Genomic DNA, 22,395 nt, shown 5'->3' on the forward strand with positions numbered 1-22,395 from the left:
GGCTTTTAATGGTGGGTAAACCCTGTCATAGAAACTGTGAGGAATCGATTGTTGCACACCGCCTTGTTGACCAAGTTTCACTTGGATCACGTACAGAAAAATGTCGATGTACAATCTTTTCCACTGTTTGTTAACTACTGTTTAGGATGGTGTTAAGAATGGACGTATTGTTAAAGAATTGTGCTGGTTTAGATGTTCATCAGAAAGAGATTGTGGCTTGTGTCATTCGAGAAGATTCAGATGGACATTCCGTTACCGAAATTCAATCCTTTCCAACGATGACCAAAGATTTATATGAATTACTAAAGTGGCTAGAACAATGCAACGTTACTCACGTCGCATTAGAAAGCACAGGAATCTATTGGAAGCCAATCTTTAATGTTATTGAAGACTACTTTGATATTACATTAGCTAATGCACAACGAATTAAAAATGTACCAGGACGCAAAACAGACGTTGCCGATTCAGAATGGATTGCGAAATTACTTCAACATGGGTTGATTGAAAAGAGTTTTGTCCCTCCAACAGATATTCGTGAACTGAGAGATTTAACGAGATTACGCAAGAAATGGGTTGGAAATATAACCGCAGAGAAAAACAGAATACAAAAAACATTAGAGTGTTCGAATATAAAATTGGGCTCTGTAATCTCCGATGTTTTTGGTGTTTCAGGACGAAAACTACTCTCAAAGCTTGTAGATCAGGGGTATGTGGATCCGAAAGATGTGCTAGAAACAATCCATTTTAAAATGATGCCAAAAGCGCAACAAATTTCTGATTCCCTTTTCGGCACACTTAATACACACCAAATCTTTTTGATTCGCCAATCCTGGAATCACATCATCTTCCTAGAGGAACAATTAGAGAAACTTGAAAAACAAATTCAAGAATTGTTAAAACCTTATAAGGAACAAGTCGATTTACTGTTAACCATTCCCGGAGTAAAAGAGAACTCAGTCGCAAGCATTATTGCTGAAATCGGCATTGAAATGAGTCAATTCCCATCAGCACAACATCTAGCATCATGGGCGGGCTTAGCACCAGGAAATCACGAAAGTGCGGGTAAAAAAAAGCACCCGAACAACCAAAGGGAATCCACACATAAAATCGACATTATGTGAAGTTGCATGGGCTATCTCTAGGACAAAAAACACATGGTTGGCAGGTAAGTACTGGTCATTGGCAGCTCGACGTGGGAAGAAAAAGGCATTAATCGCAATCGCACATAAGACGTTAAAAATTATCTATCATATTTTGTCTGGAAAACAACCGTTTATTGAGTACTCAAACTCATTAGCTTAACCACTTTTCAATTTGAATATACTTCTGGCTATTGAAAAAAGTTTTAAAATCAATAGTTCTCTTTCTTATTGCCCTTTTTAAGAAAAAAAGACAAATAACAAAATTCCCAGGCACGAATGATATTCTTAAACCATAATTAAGTTCCCGACCTTTTCACATAAAAAAACCAAGTTTCCTTGGTTTTTTTATGCATTGAGTGATCGATCTTGACCAGTCGGTTTACTTGTGGACATTATAGTTCGGTGGTAAATAGCATTGATTTCTCCGCCAATAACAAGAGCAAGCCCGGTTAAATATAACCAAATCATAAGCACAATTACCCCTCCAATACTACCATAAGTATCAGAATAGCTTCCAAAGTTACTTACATAAAACGAAAAACCGAGTGAAATCGCTAACCATAAAAGTGTCGCTACTACTGCTCCAGGAAATACATGTTTATATGGATAATGTTTATTCGGAGCTAAATGATAAAGAAACGCCAATACGAATGAAATGATTACAATAGCGACCACCCACCGAAGCAACGAAAATAGCATCTTGAATTCAGAAGGTATACTAATATAACTTGAAATAAAATCTAAAATAACATTTCCAAATACCGGCAACAATAGTGCAATGATGAAAGCAATTAGTAGGCCAATCGTTAAAACAATTGATAACAAGCGAATTTTTATAAATGACCGTGTTTCTTTCATATCAAAAGCAACATTCATGGAATGAATAAAGGCTTGGACTCCATTTGACGCGGACCAAATTGTACCGATAATACCAAATGTCAATAATCCACCATTGGGTGATGTAACAATTTCCATGACATTTTCCTCTATTAATGTAGCTGTATCAGGTGGTAATACATCACGTATAAAATTAATGGCTTTGATTGGTTCAATTGATAGATAAGGTAAAATGGATAGCAAAAGAATCAAAATTGGAAATATTGATAAAACATAGTAATACGACTGCTCTGCAGCCAACCCTGTCGCCCGATCTTTTTTCATTTCTTTTAAAAGTTGTTTCCCATAGTCTATATAGGTTTTCATAAGTTTAAACTCCCCCCTTCTACCAATCTATACCCCCTGTTATTGAATTCAATCACTAAAAGAATAAATATATTTGTTTAAATAATAAAATTATAGTCTTGTAATTTTATTTTCTGCCTCGGTTAGGAAAAGTATTCATTAATATCCCTATCCATTGCTGCCTCTTTTTGCTTATCTGACACATGCGTATACTTTTGAGTCGTGTTGAGGTTGCTATGCCCCAGAAGTTCCTGCACAGTTCGAATATCTTTCCCCTCTCGAACCAGATGTGTCGCGAATGAATGACGGAGCTTATGACTTGAGATTGACTTGTTCTTTGCTCCTTCTTGATTCCATGATTTATTTATCATTTCCGTTATTTCTTGAATTCTTCTCCTGGAGATTCGCTTTCCTCTTCTGGAGATAAACAATGCGTTCCGATCACTCTTCATCGGAAATTGCCGCTCTTGTTCAATGTAGATCAAGATTTCAGCAAACAATTGTGAAGGCAGTGGAATATATCTTGTCTTATTTCCTTTTCCTACTATCGACAACCCTTGTTTTTCTTGATGCAATGAGGATAGATTTAAAGCATGAACTTCCGCAACACGTAAACCTGCAAATGCCATTAAGCCAAGCATCACTTTATTTCGCTTTATATGTTGTTTTTGAGAAACGAATTTTACTTGATTAAAAAAAGGTTTCAGCTCTTCTGTTTCTAAGTATTCAGGAAGTCGACCTTTTGGTTCCTTCGCACTTTCTAAATTGTTGGCAGGATTATGGGTAACAAGATCGTAATCCAGCATACACTTAAAAAATGAACGTAAAGCAGTCAATCTTCTGTTACGAGTTGTCGCAGAATTTTGACGTTTCGTTTTCAGCTCATTCAAGTATAGGGTGATATGTAATTTTTTTGTTTCTTCTAGGGAGACCCATTCATTATTTCGCCGAGTGAAAAACTCTAAAAAGAAATAGATATCACGCAAATAATTTTCAATCGTAAACATAGAATATTCTTTATTATCCATATGTGTTTTAAATAATACAAGTTCTTGCTCATACCAGTCTGTAATCCTATCATACGTTGTATTCAAAAATATTCTCACCCTTCCACTTTCCTTCTACTAATTATACTATGAATCTACAAAAACCGCACATAAGAGATATTATGCGCGGTAATCCTGTTAAATTGATTTAAATGCTATTAAGTACCTCTTAATCTAACAACACCCATGTAACAAATCCATGAAATTATCCTTTATTAGGAAGTTAATTCTTGAATCACATCTGCCAATATTTCGACGGTTCGATATTCTTCCTCAAGCGAATTTTCAACTCCTCCCACTTCCAAGATAATCGCTTTGTTAAAAAGATCTTGATTGTAGGTGTTTTCCGTTTCCAAACTAGATTTTACGATGACACCTCTTGAAAGACCAGGATAGGATTCTTCAATTTTATTGTGAAGTAATTCTGCAAACTCCACATTTTTCTGATAGTGCTGATTTAATGATGAAGCTATGAAAATTATTTTGGCATAATCTTTTCCATCAATAGAAATGGTTGTCTGTTTTCTTGCTTGAGAATCTCGGTGAATATCAAAGACCATTTCAATACTCTTATATTGATCCAAAGCTACTTCAAGTGGCTTTCTAGAAATGGTATAGGCGTCTGAAAACGACATCCTTCTGTCTTCTACGATTTCCAACGTTTTCGTTTGATCATGAAGAACATCAATATTTCTTTCAATTAATTCTCGCGTTAATCTTTCTCCAACTAAGGTAATATATTTCTTTTCGTTATGCACACCCATTAAAGAAGGCTTTTCTAGTTCAGAAGCGAACGATTCTGTATCATGTGTATGGTAGATATAAACAAGTGGTTCTCGCTCAACGACAATGGAAGGTTGCATCAATTCACCTAGAGACTTCGTAGAAACATATAATCCATTAAAGAGAAATAGCCAGGAAAGAGTAAATAAGACGACGATTATACTACTTGACAGAATGGAAAATTGCCTCCATTTTCGTTTTCTTTGTATTTTTCGGGCTCTTTGATTTAGGATATTTTTAGTTGAGTTAATGAACTCTTCTCGCGGGTTCAGTGGATAGGATTCTTTCATAAGATTAAACAAATCTTGATCCTTTTGCATTTTCGACGACCTCCTCAACATCAATATTCAACTTTTTCTTAAGATCTTTTAAGGCTCTGTGATAAGCGACCTTAACTTTGGCTTCACTACATCGAAGAATTTTAGATGTCTCTTTGATTGTAAATTCATTGATACCTCTCAAAATGATGATGGCTCTAAAGTGGGGCTTTAAGGTTGAAATAACTTGATGAAGAGTTTCCTTCAATTTCTGCTGTTCTATTAATTCATAGGGCAGCTTTTCAGAAGAAACAAGTTGCGTAAAGAATCCCTCTTTGAAAATGGTGACAAATTTCTTCCTTCGATAATGATCAATGGCCACATGTTTTGCAATAGAAAAAATCCACGTTTTCAAAGTGGTTCTTTGATTATATTTGGCTAAATTTCTGAGAACACGAATAAAGACCTCTTGAGTTAAATCTTCGGCATCATTTTGAGTTCCACTAAAACAAATCAAAAATCGATAAACATCCAAGTAGTATTTGCAGTATATTTCATTAATACTGTCTTCGATGTTGTCCAAATCAATCAAATTACTCCCCCCTCATTTTACCTTCATCTATTATTCGAATAACCCCTCAAAAAAGTTACAAGCTTATTGAGAAAAATCTTTTTCGGTGGGTACAATGGGTTCTTATAAACCGATTCATTTCTCAAATGGATTTCAAAGAAGATATTCTTACTTTTGATTATTTCCTTGTCTTTTTAACCGAGCATTTAATTTAAAATAACTTAAGAAACCTTAACTTAGTAAACTTACACGTTTTTGAAGCTAGTAATTTTCATCAAATCAATTAATAAGTAGGTAAACAAAAAAACCAACCCTAAAGGATTGGTTTTTTCAGTCTTACTCTTCGTCGAATACTTTTACTTCTTTCATTACGTCACCATTGCTCATTGAGCGAGCAGTTTCCAAACCAGACGTTACTTTTCCGAAAACAGTATGAACACCATTTAAATGTGGTTGTGGATCATGAACGATAAAGAACTGGCTACCACCTGTGTCTTTACCTGCATGAGCCATTGAAAAAGACCCTGCTTCATGCTTATGTGGATTTCCTTCTGTTTCACATTTAATCGTGTACCCAGGACCACCTGTTCCATTTCCACTTGGGTCTCCACCTTGGCTTACAAAGCCAGGAATCACCCTGTGGAATGATAAACCATCATAAAAACCTTCTTTTGCTAGTTTTTCGAAGTTTTCAACCGTGCCAGGTGCTTCGTTAGGAAATAAATCAAATTCGATTTTATCTCCACTTTCCATTAGTATGTATCCTTTTTTCGCCATTAACAATCATCTCCTTCATAAAATCATACCTATCATAACAGAAAAATGAGCAAGATAAAAATAAAAAAGCTTATTTTCAAAAATTCAAGAGGATTGGTCAAGATATTTGGAATAGGAAGGTCTTGTAGCTATTATGAGTCTCTTTGCATCAATTCAATAATCGAGGGATGGTTGAAGAGAAATTAAAATCATGGCTTACTACTTGGTTTTATGCGCACACCAATAAAGCCTAGATCAGATATTAGTTATCAGAGAGATATGAAAAGAAACTGATAAAAAAGGACTCTACAAGAGAGTCCTTCAAAAGAATTAAGCTTTATTTACATTAGTTGCTTGAAGTCCACGTTGACCTTGCTCTGTATCAAAAGTCACTTTTTGACCTTCGTCTAATGATTTGAATCCTTCACCTTGAATCGCTGAGAAATGTACGAATACATCTTCTCCTCCTTCGATTTCGATGAAACCGAATCCTTTTTCTGCATTAAACCATTTTACTGTACCTTGTTCCATTTGTGTTTCCTCCTGCGTGGATATTTATCCACATTTTATTACTATCGTTGCTCAATTAGGTTTCAAAGGTGAAAAATACACTAACTTCTTCTTTCCTTACAGACCGAACAAAAATAATTCTTACTTAGAATAACACATCAAAATAAATAAAGAAATAGGAAAACATAGGAAATGGAAAAAAAACTGATTTTTTAGCAGTGAAATGACTCTTGTCTAATATTAATTACTTGTTAAAAGTTCTATTCTACTGTGACAGCAATTTTTTCGACCGATTTTTTTTCAAATAATTGTTCGAAAATCGGGAAACTATATTGAACTACAAATCCTAATAGCACGGTTACTAGGATTGTTCCTACACCAATGTCGCCTTTAAATATGAATGCAAGTGTAAGGGCAAATCCTTCACTTATCCATCGAGAGTTTCGTAAATTCAAACCAAACCGTGTATGAATAGCTACCATTAGCGTATCCATCGGACTAGCTGGGAATTTTGCTTGTAAGTAAATCGCAATCCCAACCCCCATCGTTAAGATCCCAGAAGCAAGAGCTAATAATTGATTTCCAAGCATTTCAGGAGAAAAATTATTAAATACAATTATTAACCAAAAATCGATTAGGAGACCAATAAGAAAGATACTGGCTGCTGCAAAAACATCTGGCTTTTTTTTCATTATGATTGAGTTTAAAACGATCAGAAAGATTCCATTAATGAAAACAGCTGTCCCCACTGTAATTCCAAACATCCTTGATTCCCCAACAGCCAGTGCATCCCATGCTGATGCGCCTAATCCGGATTGAATTATTAATGCAACTCCCATAGTTAAGATTAATAGTCCGCCTGAGAAGAATAATAGTCTTTTTTTCAATCTAACCCTCTCCTTTTCTATAACTCAATGTTTTCTATTTATCAGATCCAATCCTAATTAAAGTAGGAGGTCTGACGACATTTCATTTGATATTCTTATTCTATAACAAATCTACCTTTTTGCCAAAGCAAAATTATGTCTGAATTAGAAACTATAACAAAAAACAAAACACCCATCGTTTGATGAATGTTTTCTATTTCATTGAAACTGTTCTATTTTGTACTTCATACGGCTTGCGTTTATGGCTTATTCTGATAGTCGTTCGATAACTTTAGCAAGGAGCAGCGTCCTCTCCTTCAGAGAAGGTATTTCGAGATATTCTTTATCGCTATGTGCATTTCCGCCAATGGGTCCTAGGCCGTCAATCGTTGCAATGCCCATTGCAGATGTAAACGATGCATCCGACCCTCCACCTGTTGACGTATCTTCAATATCTACACCAATCTCTTTACCTACATCCGTAATTATGTCTAAAAGTGAAGATGATTTTTTATTTTTAGCCATAGGAGGTCGATTTATTTCACCTTCAAGTAAAATTTTTGTACCTGGAACATCAGTTAATGAACAAATCTCTTCCATTTTTTCTTCCAGAAATTCTACTTGATTCAATGAGCTAATGCGGACATCCACTTGAGCAATTGCATGATCTGAAACGGTATTTGCCGACGATCCACCTTCAATTAATCCGATATTGACACTAATGCCATTTTCATGATCAGAGAGCTCGTGAAACTGAATCACTTTATGGGCTAGTTCCTCGATGGCGCTACGTCCCTTTTCAGGCTCAATCCCAGAATGCGCTGCTTTTCCTTGCACTTCAAGCGTATAGTTACCTTTTCCTCTTCTGGCTGAAACTAATGAACCATCTTTACGCGCCGGTTCCATAACGAGTGCAAAATCCTTTCCCCCCGCTAGCTTTTCAATTAATGAGCGAGATGTTGTTGAACCAACTTCTTCATCACTATTCATGACAATTACAACATTTTGAATGCTTTGACTACCTGAAAGGTCTAATGCTTTCAAAGCGTAGTAGACAGACACTAGACTAGCTTTCATATCAATTACACCTGGTCCATACGCTCGGTTGCCCTTAATGGAAAAAGGGCGATCCTTAACTGTCCCTTCTGGAAATACTGTGTCCAAATGGGAAAGAATCAATACTTTTGGATTTACTGCTTTTTTGTGATGAAGAACTAGATGATTACCGAACTCTTCTTGATAAATAGTTTTCACATTGAAGCCTAGCTCTTCGTAACACTTTCTGAGGATAGCTCCAATTTGATCAACACCTTTTTTATTATGTGATCCGCTCTCAGTATTGACCAGCTTTTCTAAAAACAAAAACATCTCCTTCTCTTCCCGATCTAAATATTCTTTCATCATACATTCCCCTTAATTTCTACTCTTCATCGAAAACTACTTCTATGCTAACCCCTAAATTATGCTTAATCCTGATTTTTCTTGGTTTAACAAATCTCATTTTGTATAAATTGATGCTATAATTTTTTCGATGAAATCTCTTTTTTGTATTGAATCCGTTCAAAACTGATAAAAAAAATCATTTGATTCTGTTCCTATAATCGGCATGTGAACTACACGCCACTTAACACCCTTACGGTTCGTTTGAAGTGGGTGCTTCTTGGGAAGTAGATCCTTTTTTAGCTATCTATATTTACCAAGCTATGAGGGTAGTTCCTCCCCCTATGGAAGATACCATTTACATGGCTAATTTTAGCAAGTTGATACTTGCATTTATGTCTCTATCATGATGGACATGGCATTCAGGACAATCCCATTCACGAAGTTTGAGATTTTTCACTTCTTTGTTTTTGTAACCACAACACGAACATAATTGACTGCTAGCATAATTCTTAGGTGCGATAATCAAATCACGACCTTTCCACATTACTTTGTAGCCAAGATATTCTCTGAATTTAGCCCAAGAGACTTCACTGATTGCTTTTGCCAACTTATGATTCTTTATCATATTTTTCACCTTCAAGTCTTCAATCACAATCACTTGGTTTTCGTTTGTGATTTCATTACTTACTTTGTGAAGGAAATCATTTCGTTGATTGGTAATCTTTTCGTGAAGTTTAGCCACTTGTAGTCTAACTTTAGTTCTATTACTAGACCCTTTCTTTTTGCTTGACAAAGAACGTTGAAGAAAAGCTAGTCTTTTTTCAGCCTTTCTCAACCATTTAGGATTTTCGTATTTTGTACCGTTAGACAATATTGTAAAGTCTTTCAATCCAACATCAATGCCAACCATTGTATCAAGTTTAGGGTACAACTGTTCATTTTCCTCCACCGGTGTTTGTCAAGATAGTTGTCGTATTTTCCTTGTTTACTAGTGTCAGTTTAATGAGTAGCTACCGCGCTTCGCTTGCTGGCCTTCTCCAAATAGAACAGAGCTCCCTCTGTTCTATTTGGAGAAGGGTAAAGGGGATTCCAGCACCATTTTAAGTGGTTGCGCACTATTCCGTTTCTTTTTCTTCTTTCATTGGATTTAATGCTACTGACTCATGTGGTGCCCAGTTCCTTGTAGATCTCGTCCAACGTTCAGGACGTTTCTGTTTCGCTTGTTCATATACATCTTTTCGTTTTTGAAGAATCTCCACATAAGCTCCTGTATGGCATTGCTCAGGTGTGACAAAATTGATGCCACTATGCAAATGCACAGAATTATACCAATGAACAAATTTTAGTCCCCATTCTCGCGCTCTATCAACCGTTTCAAATCCCTTATACGGGTAATCCGGCCGATATTTTAATGTTCGAAACATAGCCTCTGAATAGGGATTATCATTGCTCACTCTTGGTCTAGAGTAGGAGCTTTGAATCCCCAGTTTTTCTAGTAACACTTGAAATGTTGCGGCTTTCATGGGACTTCCAATATCGGAATGGAGGACCAATGGCTTTCCTTGTATCTTCTCATTTAGTACCGTTTTCTTCATTAATTCTTCTGCGTACTTTGCTTCTTCTGTTTCCCAAATTTCCCATCCAACAATCTTTCTACTAAATAAGTCGATAATCATATGGAGACGGTAAAACATCCCTTTTACCGGGCCTTTTAACCAGGTAATATCCCATGTCCAAATCTGATTTGGAGCGGATGCTAAGTGACTTTCTGGTAACTTTCGGACAGGTCTCTTACTTCTTCCCCGATGATTTTGCATCTTTTGTTCACGAAGCACTCGATAAAAGCTAGATTCAGAGGCGATATAAATACTTTGATCAGCTAATTTGGGCACAATTTGACTGGGTGATAAATCAGCGAATTCTTCTTTTTTAACAATCTCTACTATTTCTTCTTTTTCCTCTTTTGTCAGCTTGTTTTTAGGCTCTGGGCGTGGGGCAAGGGGGCGCTGATCCTCTTTAATGCCACCTGCTGAAACCCAGCGTTCATAGGTGCGCACACTTAGGTTTAGTTCTTTACACGCAGGGGCTAATCGCGCAACATTTCGGTTAGCTTCTTGGATGAGTTCTACGGCTAGTGCGCGATCTGACGGGTTGATCATTCGTCCCCTTGGTCCCCCCAGATCGCTTGCGCCTTTTTTCTTAATAGTAATAGGGCTGCAGCTTCTGCCAATGCTTTCTCTTTTTTAAGCAAATCTTTTTCTAATGTCTTGGCTCGTTTCTTTTCTTCTTTTAAGTCTTGATTTAACTGCTTTTTTTGATTGGATTCCTGACCATTTGCTTGAAGACAAGTATCACGCCATGCTTCGATTTGTTCTTTATATAAGCCTTTTTTGCGACAGTACTCAGCTAATTCTGCTTGATTCATAGAATATGTCTCCATCACGATTAGAAACTTATCTTCACTCTTCCACTGTTCGGACCCCTTACCATCTCCAGGCGTGGCATTCCCATTAGCCCGGGCTTCTTTCCTCCATTTATATAACGTAGCTTCTGTAATGCCTACTTCCTCACTAAATCGACTGATAGCCTCGTTATTTGGTGGCATCATTCTTTTTATAATAGCTTCTTTGATTTCTTTGGGATAACGTTTTCCTAGTTTCTCTGCCATGTCGATCAACCTCCGTATTTACTATAGTATAACACTAAAGTTCTCTACGACATTTATCCTAACAGAGGGGGACACCAAAACAGAAGCAAAATACTTTCCTGTTGGAGTTTGAGAAATTGTAACAGACTTAATCAGCCCAGAAAATTGTCTATGTTGCTTGATTCTTACCATTATTTTCAACTTTGGAAGTTTGATATAACTGTTTTCAATGCGAACAGTTCCTTTTTGGTTGTTGGTCGTATACCTGTGATGATTGTCTTTTTTGCTTTTGAACTTTGGAAATCCAGTGGACTTATCACGAAAGAAATTAGCGTATGCTTTGTTTAGATTCATTTGTGCATTAGCTAAAGCAAGGCAATCCACTTCCTTTAGAAACAGAAATTCAGCTTTATATTGTGCAGGAGTAGGATGTTTAATGGATTTGTCTATGCATTCTTGAGATTTTTTATAAGAATTGATTCTATCAGCAAACATTTTGTTATACACCAAACGCACACATCCGAAGGTTTTTGCGAACAATATTCGTTGTTCCTTATTTGGATAGAGACGATACTTATATGCTTTCAACATTACCAACACCTACTTCCTACCTTGCTTTTCAATGTACTGTTTGATTGTTTCTATGGAAGCACCGCCCGTTGTAATCAAACAGAAGCTTCTTGACCAAAACATTTCTTTCCAAAGCTTTTTTCGAACCAAGGGATAGTCACGTTTTATCAATCGAGAACTGGCACTCTTATAAGCATTTAGAAACTTGGATAATTCACTATTAGGATGTGCCTTGAACATGACCTGTATATGGTCTTTATCGTGATTCCAATCTTCAACCGAAATATTATACGACTGGCCTATTCTCACAAAAATATCTTTTGCATAGTTTGACATACTATCATCAAATATTTGTCTACGATATTTCACTACCAATACTAGATGATAGTGCAAAAGAAAGACTGAATGTTTATTACTATCTAATTTCATTATGTTATCAACCTTTCTTTATGTACAGACTGATTTTAACATAATTTGCTAATAGATACAAATACTTTCGCTGACGCCAACCGAAAATTCATCTCCCACTTACTCATTGGGCTACGCCCTTCACATTCCTTGAAGTGAGAGAATTCTTTTCGGAAACCTAGTTAAAAAGATATATATTCTTGTGAACCTCCCCAACTAAATCAATTGATTTTGCTGAATCATCACTTATCATCTTTCTAAATATTTTAGGAAAATAGATTTGTTTTTTAAAGCTATGAATGACGAGGCCTCTATACTTTACCATTGAGCGTTTAGAGAATAGGTTTCAATGACATTTTGATTTTTTCAGAATAACTGTAGTTAACTAGCAAAGAAACATTTTCTCCAAATTTTATTTAGATGTAAATAATGCATCATACATCCCGCAATAAATACTACAGAGCTTTTATGAATCATTGAACCTTCTTAATTAACCAAATCAGTCCAAAACTGAATACTGAAAAAAGCGAAAGTAACAGCTTAAGATCTATTATTGGCTTGAATTTCGTTCGTTTTGAAGAGATTTCATAAACCCCCACCGGAGTAACTGAAATATGTCCTCCTCCCCCTTCTCCTTTACTAGCTGAAGAACCATCATTTTCTCCCGCATATCCCCCACCACCACCAACAGAATAGCTGATTTTAGCGACTGGAATGACGCGCTTATTACCAAAATCAATCGATTCACCATATACTAATGTGACATCCTTCTGCATTGAAAATTTATTAAAAATAATCCCTATGGGTGTTATATTAGTATTTGCTATCTGTTCAGACATACTTGATACCGATTCTTTTTCCAACATAATCTCCCCTTTAATTGTTTTACTACTACTTCGACTCTCACAATGGAGAATCCTACAAATATAGTTCCTGTTTTCTCTCAAAATTCCCACCCATGTCTATCACATACATTTTGAAATTATACATTCTTCTCTTTTCGAAAGTACAAAAAATCCTTTCTATTATCCCAAAAACACATCATCAAATGATACTAAAGGTATAATGTCTATACTATAACAATAGTAAAAAACATTCATATTAAAGAAGCAGTTATGGACATTCGTGTAAAGATAATATTATTTATTTCAATTTCCGTCCTGTTAGGTTTATCTGCAATTTGCGCCTATTCCGTATTTCAAGTAAAATCTAAAACAATTGAGTCTGCACAGGTGAAGGTGTAATCTGATTTACAGCTTGGGAAGGAATTGATTAACAAAATATTCCATATAGACTAATCTCTTCAAGATTGCAATTATATAAAGGGAATACCTCAATGAGGTGAACATAGGGAGATAACAGTCAAAACTGTCACTATCTTCAAAAGCGATACAAGAGTATCCACAAATTTCAAAAAGGTGACGGTACTCGAACCATAAACACCCAGGTTTCTGATGAAGTTGCCAACGAAGTCATAACGGATGGGAATCTCTTAATAGGGCCGCCATGTTAATGGAAATCAAGGAAAGCCAATGAGAACATGGTTTTCCTTACTATAAACAGTTTTACTTTAGGTACTTGCCAAGTATGACAATATAGTCTGTTGCTTTGAATTTATTGTTTAAATGGGATAAATAATCTTTGACAGCTTCCACTAATTTAGCAGAAGAATTGAAATCCTTAAATTCGAAATCCTGACAGATTGAATAAATTCGCGAACTGTCATCAACTACCTAAAGTAAGTTAAAAGATTCACTTCCTGGTGGTCAATAGTCTCATAGTTTCTCTAAATCCTTTTTGAACTTTTTGGAATCTCTCTCCTAATTGCATTCCCAGTCCTGTAAAGTTGATGTATCGGTCAAAAAAAATACACTTTCATTTAGTGAAATTTTAAAATCACATTCTTATAAAAAAAATAAAACGTTGAACTTTGAAAGGCTTAAACTATCATAGTTAGCGGATATTTCAAATACAAATGATGATAAGAGGAATTCCTAAATATTGTGTTTTGTGCTTTCGTTACTACGACTATCTAAAAACAAGAACCACTCAAGGTAGTAGTCAAGATACTTTGTAGTCGCACCTTTAAAGCGGTTTATCCATTGTTTCATAAAGGCTGTTTTCGCAAAGATTGTGGCTTTTTGTATCAGTTTATTATCTATGATATAGCTTTGTTTCGGGCATCATTTCGTCTGTTTTTGATAGAAATCAACAGTGAAAAGGAGGATTTAGTCAAAAATCAGATGAAATAGCCACAATGTATACGAAAAGAGCCTTTATAAAAGAATGATAACAAATTCAACAAAAAAAGAAGCCAATTTTGTTCCTGATAAGCCCCCGATAGTGCAAGATATAGTGTGAGTACTTTCTATTTCCATTCCAAATAATATTTATGTAAAATAATGTTATCTAATAATCTAATATTGGAGGTATATCCTGAGAAAATACTTGAAATATCATCTTTCAGTTGCCGTTATTTTTTTCATGACTTCTCTTCTGTTATTTATTCTGATTGATTCGCCTTATCCACTCTCAGCAAGCCTTGTCATAAGTTTTTTTGCTTTTGAAATTAGTGTTTATTACTTTCATCAAAAAGAGAAGGATAAGCCTCTTTAAAGAATGTGAACTAGAAAACGATTAATGATGAGGAGATAACAACATAGAAGAAATATAAACCGATAGTGATTTGATTCGTTCGTATTATCAGCTCTAATGAAAAAAACATTCAATTCTTACAAAATCGTTGACCTGGATGAAACGTATTTCCTCGAAAGTTGTAAAATACAAAAGGTATTGCATCGGAATTCTAGGAAAAACGGTTGCTCCGTTACAAAACGAGGAATATTGAATGAGTAAGTATGTGTACTAGTCGTACTTGATTAGAATGCTATGAATTGCTCCTCGAGCTAGACCCAAATACATCATAAAAAATATTCATTCTTAACTTTTTTTAAAAACAGGGACCTTCACTAGAAATGAATGTCCCTGTTTTTAAGTGAAATTGTATTACGATGTAAGATGTTCAACTTAGCCTTCCAGGTAATAGTTGAATTTTCGACTCACCAAACTCTATTAATGAGATGTAAACATCCCCTGATCCAGACTACACCTCAAATTCCCACTCATCCTTCAACACTAAATACAAAATTAGCAGAGTGTTCTCGAGCTCTATTTGTGCTTTTCCATCTACTTCTAGACCGATTTTCGGAAACAGAATTTGTGCCATTTGCTTGGTTCTTAATAGTCGTTGTGAGTTTGTAAGATTTAGTAGTCGGTTGCTGTAAGAATTTAGTAGATTCCAATCTTTTTGAACAAATTGTTGGATTTGCCAGTTTTCTAATGAAAGATTTTCTTTGGATAAACCCCGCTGTTGGATGTCTTTTTCAATTGCAGAAGCTTTATGCTTTCGTTTTAATCTTCTTTCATGCACAACGATGGTTCCTGCGACAATATCACCCATTCGCTTATGTTTCGAGTGGAGAAAAATCATTGCAATGCCCAAGAAATAAGCCGTAGGTAACGAATCGATTAATCTTAATAGGTTACGAATAAAGCTGGATAATAGCGTGATACTGTGCCCGTTCTCTTGGATCACAACGATCCCTATAAGCCGTTTACCTACTGTTTTCCCTCCCCAGAAATATTCCAGGGCAAAAAAATAGCCCCAGTTTATCAGGAAGATCAAGACAATGAAAAATCCAATCAAATAGGAAGACAGAGTAGTCAAGCCAATAACTGATACTTCACCTGTTGCTGTCAATATAAAGATAACGATCATGAGAATATTTATCACGGTCAATAGTAGCTGATCAATAATGTGGGCTGCGGCCCTACTTCCTAGTCCAGCAGTTTGAAACTGAAGAGGAACATATTCAGGTGTGACGATATCTACACGCTCTTCTTGCATAGTAAAACCCCTCCTCATGGATTTAATTTCCTATCATGGTTTCAATTTATTAAAAATATTACTATAATAGTAGCTATGAGAATATTCTAACAGCTATCCTAAGTCAAATATAAACAAGTAGGTGTACCTATGAATGTGAAACAATTTATTAAACAGCATAGAGGAAATTGGCAACAACTGGAGACACTTCTGATAACCCTTCAGAAGAAAAAGAACAACACTGGGACGAATATTGAGCAATTTCACCACATGTATCAACAGGCTGCGCAAAACCTCTCATTTAGTCAGACGTATTTTCCAAATGAAGAGGTAACTTCCTATTTAAACGGGCTCGTCGCCAAATCTCATAATCATTTATACAGAGATCAAGTGTCAAGTGTGAAGCAAGTCACTCATTTCTTCACAACTACGTTTATCGGTTTACTGTTAGAGCAGTGGCGATTTGTAGTGGCAGCCATGCTTTTATTTATGGTTGGAGCCGTTGGTGCATTTCTATCGGTCTATCAAGACCCGCTTCACTTATACTCTATTCTGCCTAGTAATATCGCACAGGGAGTGGATCCTAGTTCACTCGGGCAAAGCGATGGTGAAGTGGATTCTTCCTTTATGTCAGCATCAATTATGACAAATAATATTAGAGTGGCGTTCCTGGCCTTTGCTGGTGGGGTATTCTTTGGACTTTTGACAGTCTATATGCTGGTTTACAACGGTATCATAATTGGTGCTCTAGCGGCTCTGTTTTGGCATCAAGATAAATCGTATGAGTTTTGGGCGTATATCGTTCCTCACGGGATGATTGAGCTTACCGCCATTTTCATTGCTGGTGGAGCAGGTTTAATGATGGGCTATAAGCTCTTTGTTCCCGGCCGTTATTCTCGAAGCTTTCAGCTGAAGAAGCAAGCAAAGCGCTCCGTTCAATTATTACTAGGTACGATTCCCCTCTTCGTAATTGCTGGGATCATCGAAGGCTTTATTACGCCAGCTACGATATCGCTTGAGTTCAAGTATGCGGTTGCTTTTATCACTGTTATTGGGTTAATTTTATATGTGCTGATTGGTCGGATTCTCTGGAAAAGAAACCTATAGAAGACCGCGATTCATAATTTCAATATAATATGAAACTGCTGCTGTTGCTAGCTGTTCCTCAGGGGCCTCCACCATTAGGAGACCCTGTTTTTCCCACTTCACTTTTTCTTTCTTTTTCACTAAGAGTTGCTTTTGGGCCATACTCTTGATCATCGTTTGCTTCACACCTAATGACGCATTCCTCGTTACACGAACTAAGGCTTCGTCCTCCACTCCAATCGTTAAAAAGACATGTTGTTTACGAAGTTGTTTTAAGTAGAAGAGCGCCCCATTTTCATGAACGAAGGTATGAACATCACTAAATAACAATAGTAAACTCCGCTTTTTTTGTCTGCTTTGCAAATAAAAAAGCACACTAGCATAGTTCGATTCAGCAGCTTCTACCTCAAGATTGTATATTTTTTGTAAAATATGTTGCAGATGGGCAATACCCTTAGCGGGTGGAATATATACCAATACATCCTTTCCAAATGCTAATACAGAGACGTAATCACCTTTTTGGAGCGCCGCAGCAGCAACAGTAAGCACAGCTTCGAGCGATTTTTCTAGTCGATTACCTTCGCGAAGCTCAGCTCCCATCATTCGACCACAATCGATCAATATCGTAATATACTTACCATGTTCAGGTTCGAATTCGTTCGTCATCACTTCTTGAAGCTTTGCCGTTTGCCTCCAGTTTATCTTTCTTGGATCATCTCCGAGAACATAATTTCTGATCTTAGAAAATTCTCCAACACCAGCTTGTTTTTTTCGAATTTTTAATCCATCGTATAACAAATAGTTTTGTGCGCTTTCTAATACCCTTTTTGTCTCAGTCAAGTCAGGAATCACCATTATCTCGTTAGCTAGATCCACCGTAAGTTGCTTTTCCCATAATCCTAAAAAGCTTCGATAACGTATATACAGTTCTTTTATTTGGTAATCCCCTCTTACAGGAGCTAATACTTCGTAAGATATAACTATCTTGGTATTTTTGGGTACAGTACCACTGAGAGGAAAGGTTGTTCGGAAATTTTGCGGAATTCCATCTAACAGCCGAAAATTCATATTGTAGTCACTAGGATTTGTAATCTCAATATCTACGGTATAAGGGACTCCTCTTTCTAATTGCGGTGGAATACTTCGTTTAAACATTAGCCTCTTTTTTGCAGGTGAAAGAGTTAAATCAAAGAAACTGGCTGTTAGTAGAAATGCATTTACAATGAAAATCAGCGTCCACGACAGCTCTAATGGCGTTGCCAATAATAAAAAAAGTGATAACAACAAGAACAACGTCAGCAGTCGCTTAGTTGGAACAATCCCCTTATCTTGGAACAGGAATCGAGCCCACCAACTCTTGAATAATTGTGTCAATGGTCACACCCTCCAATTCCATATGCGGAGATAATTGAATACGGTGGCGAAGAGCCGGTCGAGCGACAATTTTAATATCATCAGGAGTTACATAATCACGACCTGATAAATAGGACCATGCTTGAGCTGATTTCCCAATCGAAATGGCTGCTCTTGTACTTGCGCCAAAGCGAATCGATTCGGTTTCTCGTGTTCGTCTAACAATTTTCATAATATAATCTAATACTGCATCACTAACGGTAACGTTTTTAATCTCTTTACGTATACTTAGCAATGTATTTATATCTAGTATGGCTGCAATTTCACTGGCGGTAAATCTTTTTTCCAACACTTGTTTTAGCACATTTTTCTCTTCTTCTAATGAAGGGAAGTTAATATCTAGTTTAAATAAAAAACGATCTTGCTGTGCTTCTGGAAGCGGATAAGTCCCTTCAAACTCAATTGGATTTTGTGTCGCGACGACAAAGAAAACTTCTGAAAGTGGATAGGTTTCTCCTTGAATGGTAACCTGACTTTCTTCCATCGCCTCTAATAGTGCCGCCTGCGTTTTCGCTGGAGTACGGTTGATTTCATCCGCTAGTAAAATATTCGTAAAAATTGGTCCCTTAATAGTTTGAAAGTTGCTGTCTTTTAGATTGTAGATCGTGCTTCCTGTAATATCACTGGGCAGTAAATCAGGTGTGAATTGAATTCGGTTGAAGGTCCCTCCTACTAAACTAGCTAGTGTTTTCACCATTTGTGTTTTCCCTGTTCCTGGAACTCCTTCAAGTAAAACGTGCCCACCAGCAAGAATAGCTGATAGCAGTAATTTAAGATTGGTATTTTGCCCGACTATTCGCTCTTCATATTTTTCTATTAAGGATGTGATTTCTGAGTTCACGATCCTCCACCTCTTTTCTCATTCTATCTATTTTTAGGGACCACTGAAGAAATTCTTGTTTGGTTATTTTTTCTTTTGTTAGGGTGTCTGTTATCCCCGCTAAAAACGAATGGCGCTCTTTTTTCGACCATGAAAGCTTCGATAATGAATCTTCGATGTCCAGCCACTCCTTATGCACCGGGACACCCCAGCGCTCTTGAAGTAGCATTCTGACATAATCCCCCTGTATCGTAAGGGATGCCTGATATTGACGCCCCTTCATATACCAAGCCGCTAATGCCTGCAATTTTTCATCACTAAATCGAACGGTCTCTTCTCTTGGGATAAGGATGAAGCCAAATCGCTTCCCTCTGTACCAAAGCCAAAGGAAAACACCCAATGTTCCTTGAAGCAAAAGTAACAGGAACCACCTTGGATATAACGTCAAAAAGGTTGCCGCACTTTCTCCGCTATGAGAGTATTCGTCAAAGAGAATGGTCCCTTCCGCAGCGTTCCCCTCATTTAGTAGAGTTAGAATTAAGCCTATATTCTCACGTTTAGGAATGTTTTGATTCATGAAAATGGTCGGGAAGGTAGCCACAATTAATTGCCCATCTCCCTTGATTTGCTTAAATGCGAGCACACCTGATTTATCTTCAATTAGAACATCTTCTTCACCATTTTCTTCTAATCGAAAAGAGGAACTACGGCCAACAAGATCTATCTCCTGCATCTCATTGTCGGCAAAGATATCTTCCTTCATGGTTGTCTTAAGATCAAACATCCCTTTTGGATTTTCTTTTACTAATAGTATAGTATTTCCAGCCTCCATGAACGCTTCATACTCGTTTGTCTCCCTACTGTTAGGCATTGTGAACGGCTCGACCATAACGAGTAACTGGTTATCCTTACCAGAAGGCAATTTCTCTGGACTATAAATCCACCTTTTCACAGAAAGTTGCTCATCTCCAAGAAACTGATATATGGCCTTCATCCCAGTAGGAGAAGGCGATTGTGAATCGAAAGGGGGATATTCCTTTGGTTTTTGGGAGGTTACCAAGCTACTTAGCATAAGAAAGGCACTAATAAGTACAGCAAGCCCGGCCCACACTTTCCAATTTGAACTGAATTTCATCACTTCCTTCCTCCTTTCTATCTACTGGGTTTACTCCTCAACAACCAGCCACTCCATTACCTGGGCTTGAAATTGACGAAATTCCTCCTCTGTCACTGTATGTTCACCGTAAGCCACCTCATCAAATAGAAGCGCTAAACGGTAAAATTTTTCTGCGATTATTTGATTTACCTTTCGAAGTTCTTCATAATACTCCCAATTAGTTTTCCAAATCTTCGTCTGTAGCCATTGTTTCTCATCAAAATACAGAAGCAGAGCCAAAAATAGGTGCCGAGTTGCAAGCGAAAAGGATCGTTGATTGGCGTGTACGTCTGCCTCTTCTTGATGCTTTTGAAAGGACCAATGCAATTCACCTTGATTTTCCAATGGTTTATTCTGATGGAATCGTCGCTTGCTGAGCTTATTTCTTGATAAAGTAAACAAAACCAATAGTAACACCCCAACGAATAAGACGATTAACACAATTAGCAATACTGTAGATGTATCACTGGTGGGATTTAATGAAGGAAATAGCCTCACTAATAGATCAAGTAGCCACTCTTTTACCTTTTCCCACAAACTCACTAACAGTCCTTCAGAGTTCTGGTAGTAAGCTTGATATTCTTCTTCATCAACTATTTGCTCAATTTTCTCTTTCGCTTTCGATTCATTTATCACGATTTTCAACACCTAGCTTTGATATAAAATCATTTTTGGATAACATCATACTCATGGATAAGTTCTTTCAAGTCATCTCCATCATGTCTGGTTCGTAAATCAAAAAATATCACTGCAAAAGCGACGGCATTGACCATTGAAGTGAATAAAGTCACGAGACTGACAATTAGCGTAAATAAAACACTATTCCCTAAAAGGGCACCAAACGTAAATTCAAACGCCGATCCGACGATACCAAGAATAATGAATAACGTAATAAATAAACCTATAAGCACCCAGCCACGGTTTCTTGTAAGTTGCCAACTTCTTGAGAGCCCTAGTGCATCATCCTCAAGCACAACGGCCCCAAAATAAAAGCTCCAACGAATAAGCAAATAGCCAATCAGCAGACCAAAACCAACCAAGAATATTAGACTCATAATAATCGAAGCCCAAATATTCATTATCGATACAAAAAAACCTGAAGTAACCAAAATGATGGCCGGTAAGACAATGATACCAAAAGAAATAATCCAAAATAAAAGAGTACTTCCGATAATAGCCCAATAGCGTGTAAACGCCTTTTTAATGACATTTTTCACTGTGTATTCTTCGTTTAAACGAATATGATTGATAGCAATCAATACCGCTGCATCTGCTATAGGAACTAAAAAGAACGATAGAATCCCGATGACAATGAGCATCAAGGTACCGATCACATCAAATTCTGCCATTTCTGCCTCAGATTCAAAAAACGACTGATCAAAGCTCGAAATAATTTGCTCAAACCAGTTCGATCCTGTCCCTACTTCTCGAAAAAAATTAGTTCCTGTTAATAACTCCATCAGTGCTTGAACCAAAAAAATCGGACCTATCAGAATAAGGAAAATGAGTAGAAAATGTTTGAAATGATTTTTACTCAATCGAAACGTTAGATCAAGGATTTCCCCAAATCCTTTTGGCTTATTAAATTGTGAATTCACTTGCCTTCCCCCTAGAAGTAATTATTCGAAAATTGACAATATACATCTTATTTTATCATTAAATCTGTTGCATTGGATGGAAATTTGTAACTTTTTGTTCTTTAATTAACAGTAATAGGAAAGAAAAGGGCTTTCACAATTTGAGTATGAACAAATTGTGATCGTTCAAAAATCTAGACATTGAAGCTAATTTAATACTAATTTTATCTCATTGTATGGCTGTTTTCGCAAAGATTGTGGCTTTTCGAATTAGTTCTCAATTCGTGATGAAGATTGACTTCGGGCATCTTTTCGCATCATTTTTAACACGGAATG

19 protein-coding genes and 4 pseudogenes are annotated in these 22,395 nt (G+C 36.7%); 2 read left to right on the forward strand and 21 right to left on the reverse strand.

The window, feature by feature from the left end; all coding sequences use genetic code 11:
• Positions 1-158 precede the first annotated feature (158 nt).
• A pseudogene (locus U8D43_RS00925) lies at positions 159-1,302 on the forward strand (IS110 family RNA-guided transposase).
• A gap of 185 nt (positions 1,303-1,487) precedes the next feature.
• Here U8D43_RS00925 and U8D43_RS00930 read toward each other — a convergent pair.
• The 16 genes and pseudogenes from U8D43_RS00930 to U8D43_RS01005 form a co-directional block, all read right to left on the reverse strand.
• Positions 1,488-2,345 (reverse strand): YihY/virulence factor BrkB family protein, encoded by an 858-nt coding sequence (locus U8D43_RS00930; RefSeq protein ID WP_335869067.1) that lies wholly within the window; start codon positions 2,343-2,345, stop codon positions 1,488-1,490.
• A 122-nt stretch (positions 2,346-2,467) separates the two neighbouring features.
• On the reverse strand, positions 2,468-3,418 hold the full coding sequence (locus tag U8D43_RS00935) for a tyrosine-type recombinase/integrase (RefSeq protein WP_335869068.1): 951 nt from the start codon (positions 3,416-3,418) through the stop codon (positions 2,468-2,470).
• A gap of 167 nt (positions 3,419-3,585) precedes the next feature.
• Positions 3,586-4,473 (reverse strand): stage II sporulation protein P, encoded by an 888-nt coding sequence (spoIIP, locus tag U8D43_RS00940; RefSeq protein ID WP_335869069.1) that lies wholly within the window; start codon positions 4,471-4,473, stop codon positions 3,586-3,588.
• Positions 4,448-5,002: an RNA polymerase sigma factor gene (locus tag U8D43_RS00945; protein ID WP_335869070.1), complete on the reverse strand. Its 555-nt coding sequence runs from the start codon at positions 5,000-5,002 to the stop codon at positions 4,448-4,450. Before U8D43_RS00945 ends, spoIIP begins: the two co-directional genes overlap by 26 nt.
• Before the next feature lie 315 nt (positions 5,003-5,317).
• Positions 5,318-5,758 carry a peptidylprolyl isomerase gene (locus U8D43_RS00950; protein WP_335869071.1) on the reverse strand — a complete coding sequence of 147 codons (441 nt, stop codon included), beginning with the start codon at positions 5,756-5,758 and terminating at the stop codon, positions 5,318-5,320.
• 309 nt (positions 5,759-6,067) lie between these two features.
• Positions 6,068-6,268 carry a cold-shock protein gene (locus tag U8D43_RS00955; RefSeq protein ID WP_335869072.1) on the reverse strand — a complete coding sequence of 67 codons (201 nt, stop codon included), beginning with the start codon at positions 6,266-6,268 and terminating at the stop codon, positions 6,068-6,070.
• 239 nt (positions 6,269-6,507) lie between these two features.
• Positions 6,508-7,134: a YczE/YyaS/YitT family protein gene (locus U8D43_RS00960; RefSeq protein ID WP_335869073.1), complete on the reverse strand. Its 627-nt coding sequence runs from the start codon at positions 7,132-7,134 to the stop codon at positions 6,508-6,510.
• A 246-nt stretch (positions 7,135-7,380) separates the two neighbouring features.
• The gene (locus U8D43_RS00965) at positions 7,381-8,514 is read right to left on the reverse strand and encodes a M20 family metallopeptidase (RefSeq protein ID WP_335869074.1); all 1,134 of its coding nucleotides are present in this window, start codon (positions 8,512-8,514) and stop codon (positions 7,381-7,383) included.
• A 337-nt stretch (positions 8,515-8,851) separates the two neighbouring features.
• Positions 8,852-9,445: pseudogene (locus U8D43_RS00970) on the reverse strand (RNA-guided endonuclease TnpB family protein); the annotation flags it as partial.
• A gap of 166 nt (positions 9,446-9,611) precedes the next feature.
• Positions 9,612-10,655: an IS3 family transposase gene (locus U8D43_RS00975; RefSeq protein WP_335869076.1), complete on the reverse strand. Its 1,044-nt coding sequence runs from the start codon at positions 10,653-10,655 to the stop codon at positions 9,612-9,614.
• Positions 10,652-11,164, reverse strand: a complete 513-nt coding sequence (locus U8D43_RS00980) for a transposase (protein ID WP_335869077.1) — start codon at positions 11,162-11,164, stop codon at positions 10,652-10,654. The genes U8D43_RS00975 and U8D43_RS00980 overlap by 4 nt, the downstream gene beginning before the upstream one ends.
• 63 nt (positions 11,165-11,227) lie before the next feature.
• Positions 11,228-11,734 (reverse strand): annotated as a pseudogene (locus U8D43_RS00985) (RNA-guided endonuclease TnpB family protein); the annotation flags it as partial.
• A gap of 9 nt (positions 11,735-11,743) precedes the next feature.
• Positions 11,744-12,142 (reverse strand): IS200/IS605 family transposase, encoded by a 399-nt coding sequence (tnpA, locus tag U8D43_RS00990; RefSeq protein WP_335869078.1) that lies wholly within the window; start codon positions 12,140-12,142, stop codon positions 11,744-11,746.
• Positions 12,143-12,594: 452 nt separating this feature from the next.
• The gene (locus U8D43_RS00995) at positions 12,595-12,984 is read right to left on the reverse strand and encodes a spore germination protein GerW family protein (RefSeq protein ID WP_335869079.1); all 390 of its coding nucleotides are present in this window, start codon (positions 12,982-12,984) and stop codon (positions 12,595-12,597) included.
• 1,041 nt (positions 12,985-14,025) lie between these two features.
• Positions 14,026-14,232, reverse strand: a pseudogene (locus U8D43_RS01000) (IS1595 family transposase); the annotation flags it as partial.
• A gap of 992 nt (positions 14,233-15,224) precedes the next feature.
• Complete coding sequence (locus U8D43_RS01005) at positions 15,225-16,028, reverse strand: RDD family protein (protein ID WP_335869080.1); 804 nt, start codon at positions 16,026-16,028, stop codon at positions 15,225-15,227.
• Positions 16,029-16,157: 129 nt separating this feature from the next.
• Here U8D43_RS01005 and U8D43_RS01010 point away from each other — a divergent pair, with 129 nt between their 5' ends.
• Complete coding sequence (locus U8D43_RS01010) at positions 16,158-17,114, forward strand: stage II sporulation protein M (RefSeq protein ID WP_335869081.1); 957 nt, start codon at positions 16,158-16,160, stop codon at positions 17,112-17,114.
• On the opposite strand, the gene U8D43_RS01015 is transcribed toward U8D43_RS01010, so the two are convergent.
• Genes U8D43_RS01015 through U8D43_RS01035 form a run of 5 tightly spaced genes read right to left on the reverse strand, consistent with a single transcriptional unit; the run spans position 17,109 to position 22,080 of the window.
• Positions 17,109-18,467 carry a DUF58 domain-containing protein gene (locus U8D43_RS01015; protein ID WP_335869082.1) on the reverse strand — a complete coding sequence of 453 codons (1,359 nt, stop codon included), beginning with the start codon at positions 18,465-18,467 and terminating at the stop codon, positions 17,109-17,111. The genes U8D43_RS01010 and U8D43_RS01015 overlap by 6 nt on opposite strands.
• Entirely contained in the window at positions 18,418-19,347 is a 930-nt protein-coding gene (locus U8D43_RS01020; protein WP_335869084.1) for an AAA family ATPase, read from the reverse strand. Before U8D43_RS01020 ends, U8D43_RS01015 begins: the two co-directional genes overlap by 50 nt.
• On the reverse strand, positions 19,310-20,461 hold the full coding sequence (locus U8D43_RS01025; protein WP_335869141.1) for a DUF4350 domain-containing protein: 1,152 nt from the start codon (positions 20,459-20,461) through the stop codon (positions 19,310-19,312). Before U8D43_RS01025 ends, U8D43_RS01020 begins: the two co-directional genes overlap by 38 nt.
• Before the next feature lie 30 nt (positions 20,462-20,491).
• On the reverse strand, positions 20,492-21,118 hold the full coding sequence (locus U8D43_RS01030) for a DUF4129 domain-containing protein (RefSeq protein ID WP_335869085.1): 627 nt from the start codon (positions 21,116-21,118) through the stop codon (positions 20,492-20,494).
• Between the two features lie 29 nt (positions 21,119-21,147).
• Complete coding sequence (locus U8D43_RS01035; RefSeq protein ID WP_335869086.1) at positions 21,148-22,080, reverse strand: glycerophosphoryl diester phosphodiesterase membrane domain-containing protein; 933 nt, start codon at positions 22,078-22,080, stop codon at positions 21,148-21,150.
• Positions 22,081-22,395 lie beyond the last annotated feature (315 nt).

Origin of the sequence: Bacillus sp. 2205SS5-2, assembly GCF_037024155.1 — a bacterium.
Taxonomy (GTDB): Bacteria; Bacillota; Bacilli; order Bacillales; family Bacillaceae_K; genus Bacillus_CI.

Coding starts and splice junctions, on each gene's coding strand:
- U8D43_RS00950 (WP_335869071.1), bottom strand. CDS start 5,758: ATGGCGAAAAAAGGATACATACTAATGGAAAGTGGAGATAAAATCGAA.
- U8D43_RS01025 (WP_335869141.1), bottom strand. CDS start 20,461: ATGAAATTCAGTTCAAATTGGAAAGTGTGGGCCGGGCTTGCTGTACTT.
- U8D43_RS00955 (WP_335869072.1), bottom strand. CDS start 6,268: ATGGAACAAGGTACAGTAAAATGGTTTAATGCAGAAAAAGGATTCGGT.
- U8D43_RS01010 (WP_335869081.1), top strand. CDS start 16,158: ATGAATGTGAAACAATTTATTAAACAGCATAGAGGAAATTGGCAACAA.
- tnpA (WP_335869078.1), bottom strand. CDS start 12,142: ATGAAATTAGATAGTAATAAACATTCAGTCTTTCTTTTGCACTATCAT.
- U8D43_RS00965 (WP_335869074.1), bottom strand. CDS start 8,514: ATGAAAGAATATTTAGATCGGGAAGAGAAGGAGATGTTTTTGTTTTTA.
- U8D43_RS00980 (WP_335869077.1), bottom strand. CDS start 11,164: ATGGCAGAGAAACTAGGAAAACGTTATCCCAAAGAAATCAAAGAAGCT.
- spoIIP (WP_335869069.1), bottom strand. CDS start 4,473: ATGCAAAAGGATCAAGATTTGTTTAATCTTATGAAAGAATCCTATCCA.
- U8D43_RS00930 (WP_335869067.1), bottom strand. CDS start 2,345: ATGAAAACCTATATAGACTATGGGAAACAACTTTTAAAAGAAATGAAA.
- U8D43_RS00975 (WP_335869076.1), bottom strand. CDS start 10,655: ATGATCAACCCGTCAGATCGCGCACTAGCCGTAGAACTCATCCAAGAA.
- U8D43_RS01005 (WP_335869080.1), bottom strand. CDS start 16,028: ATGCAAGAAGAGCGTGTAGATATCGTCACACCTGAATATGTTCCTCTT.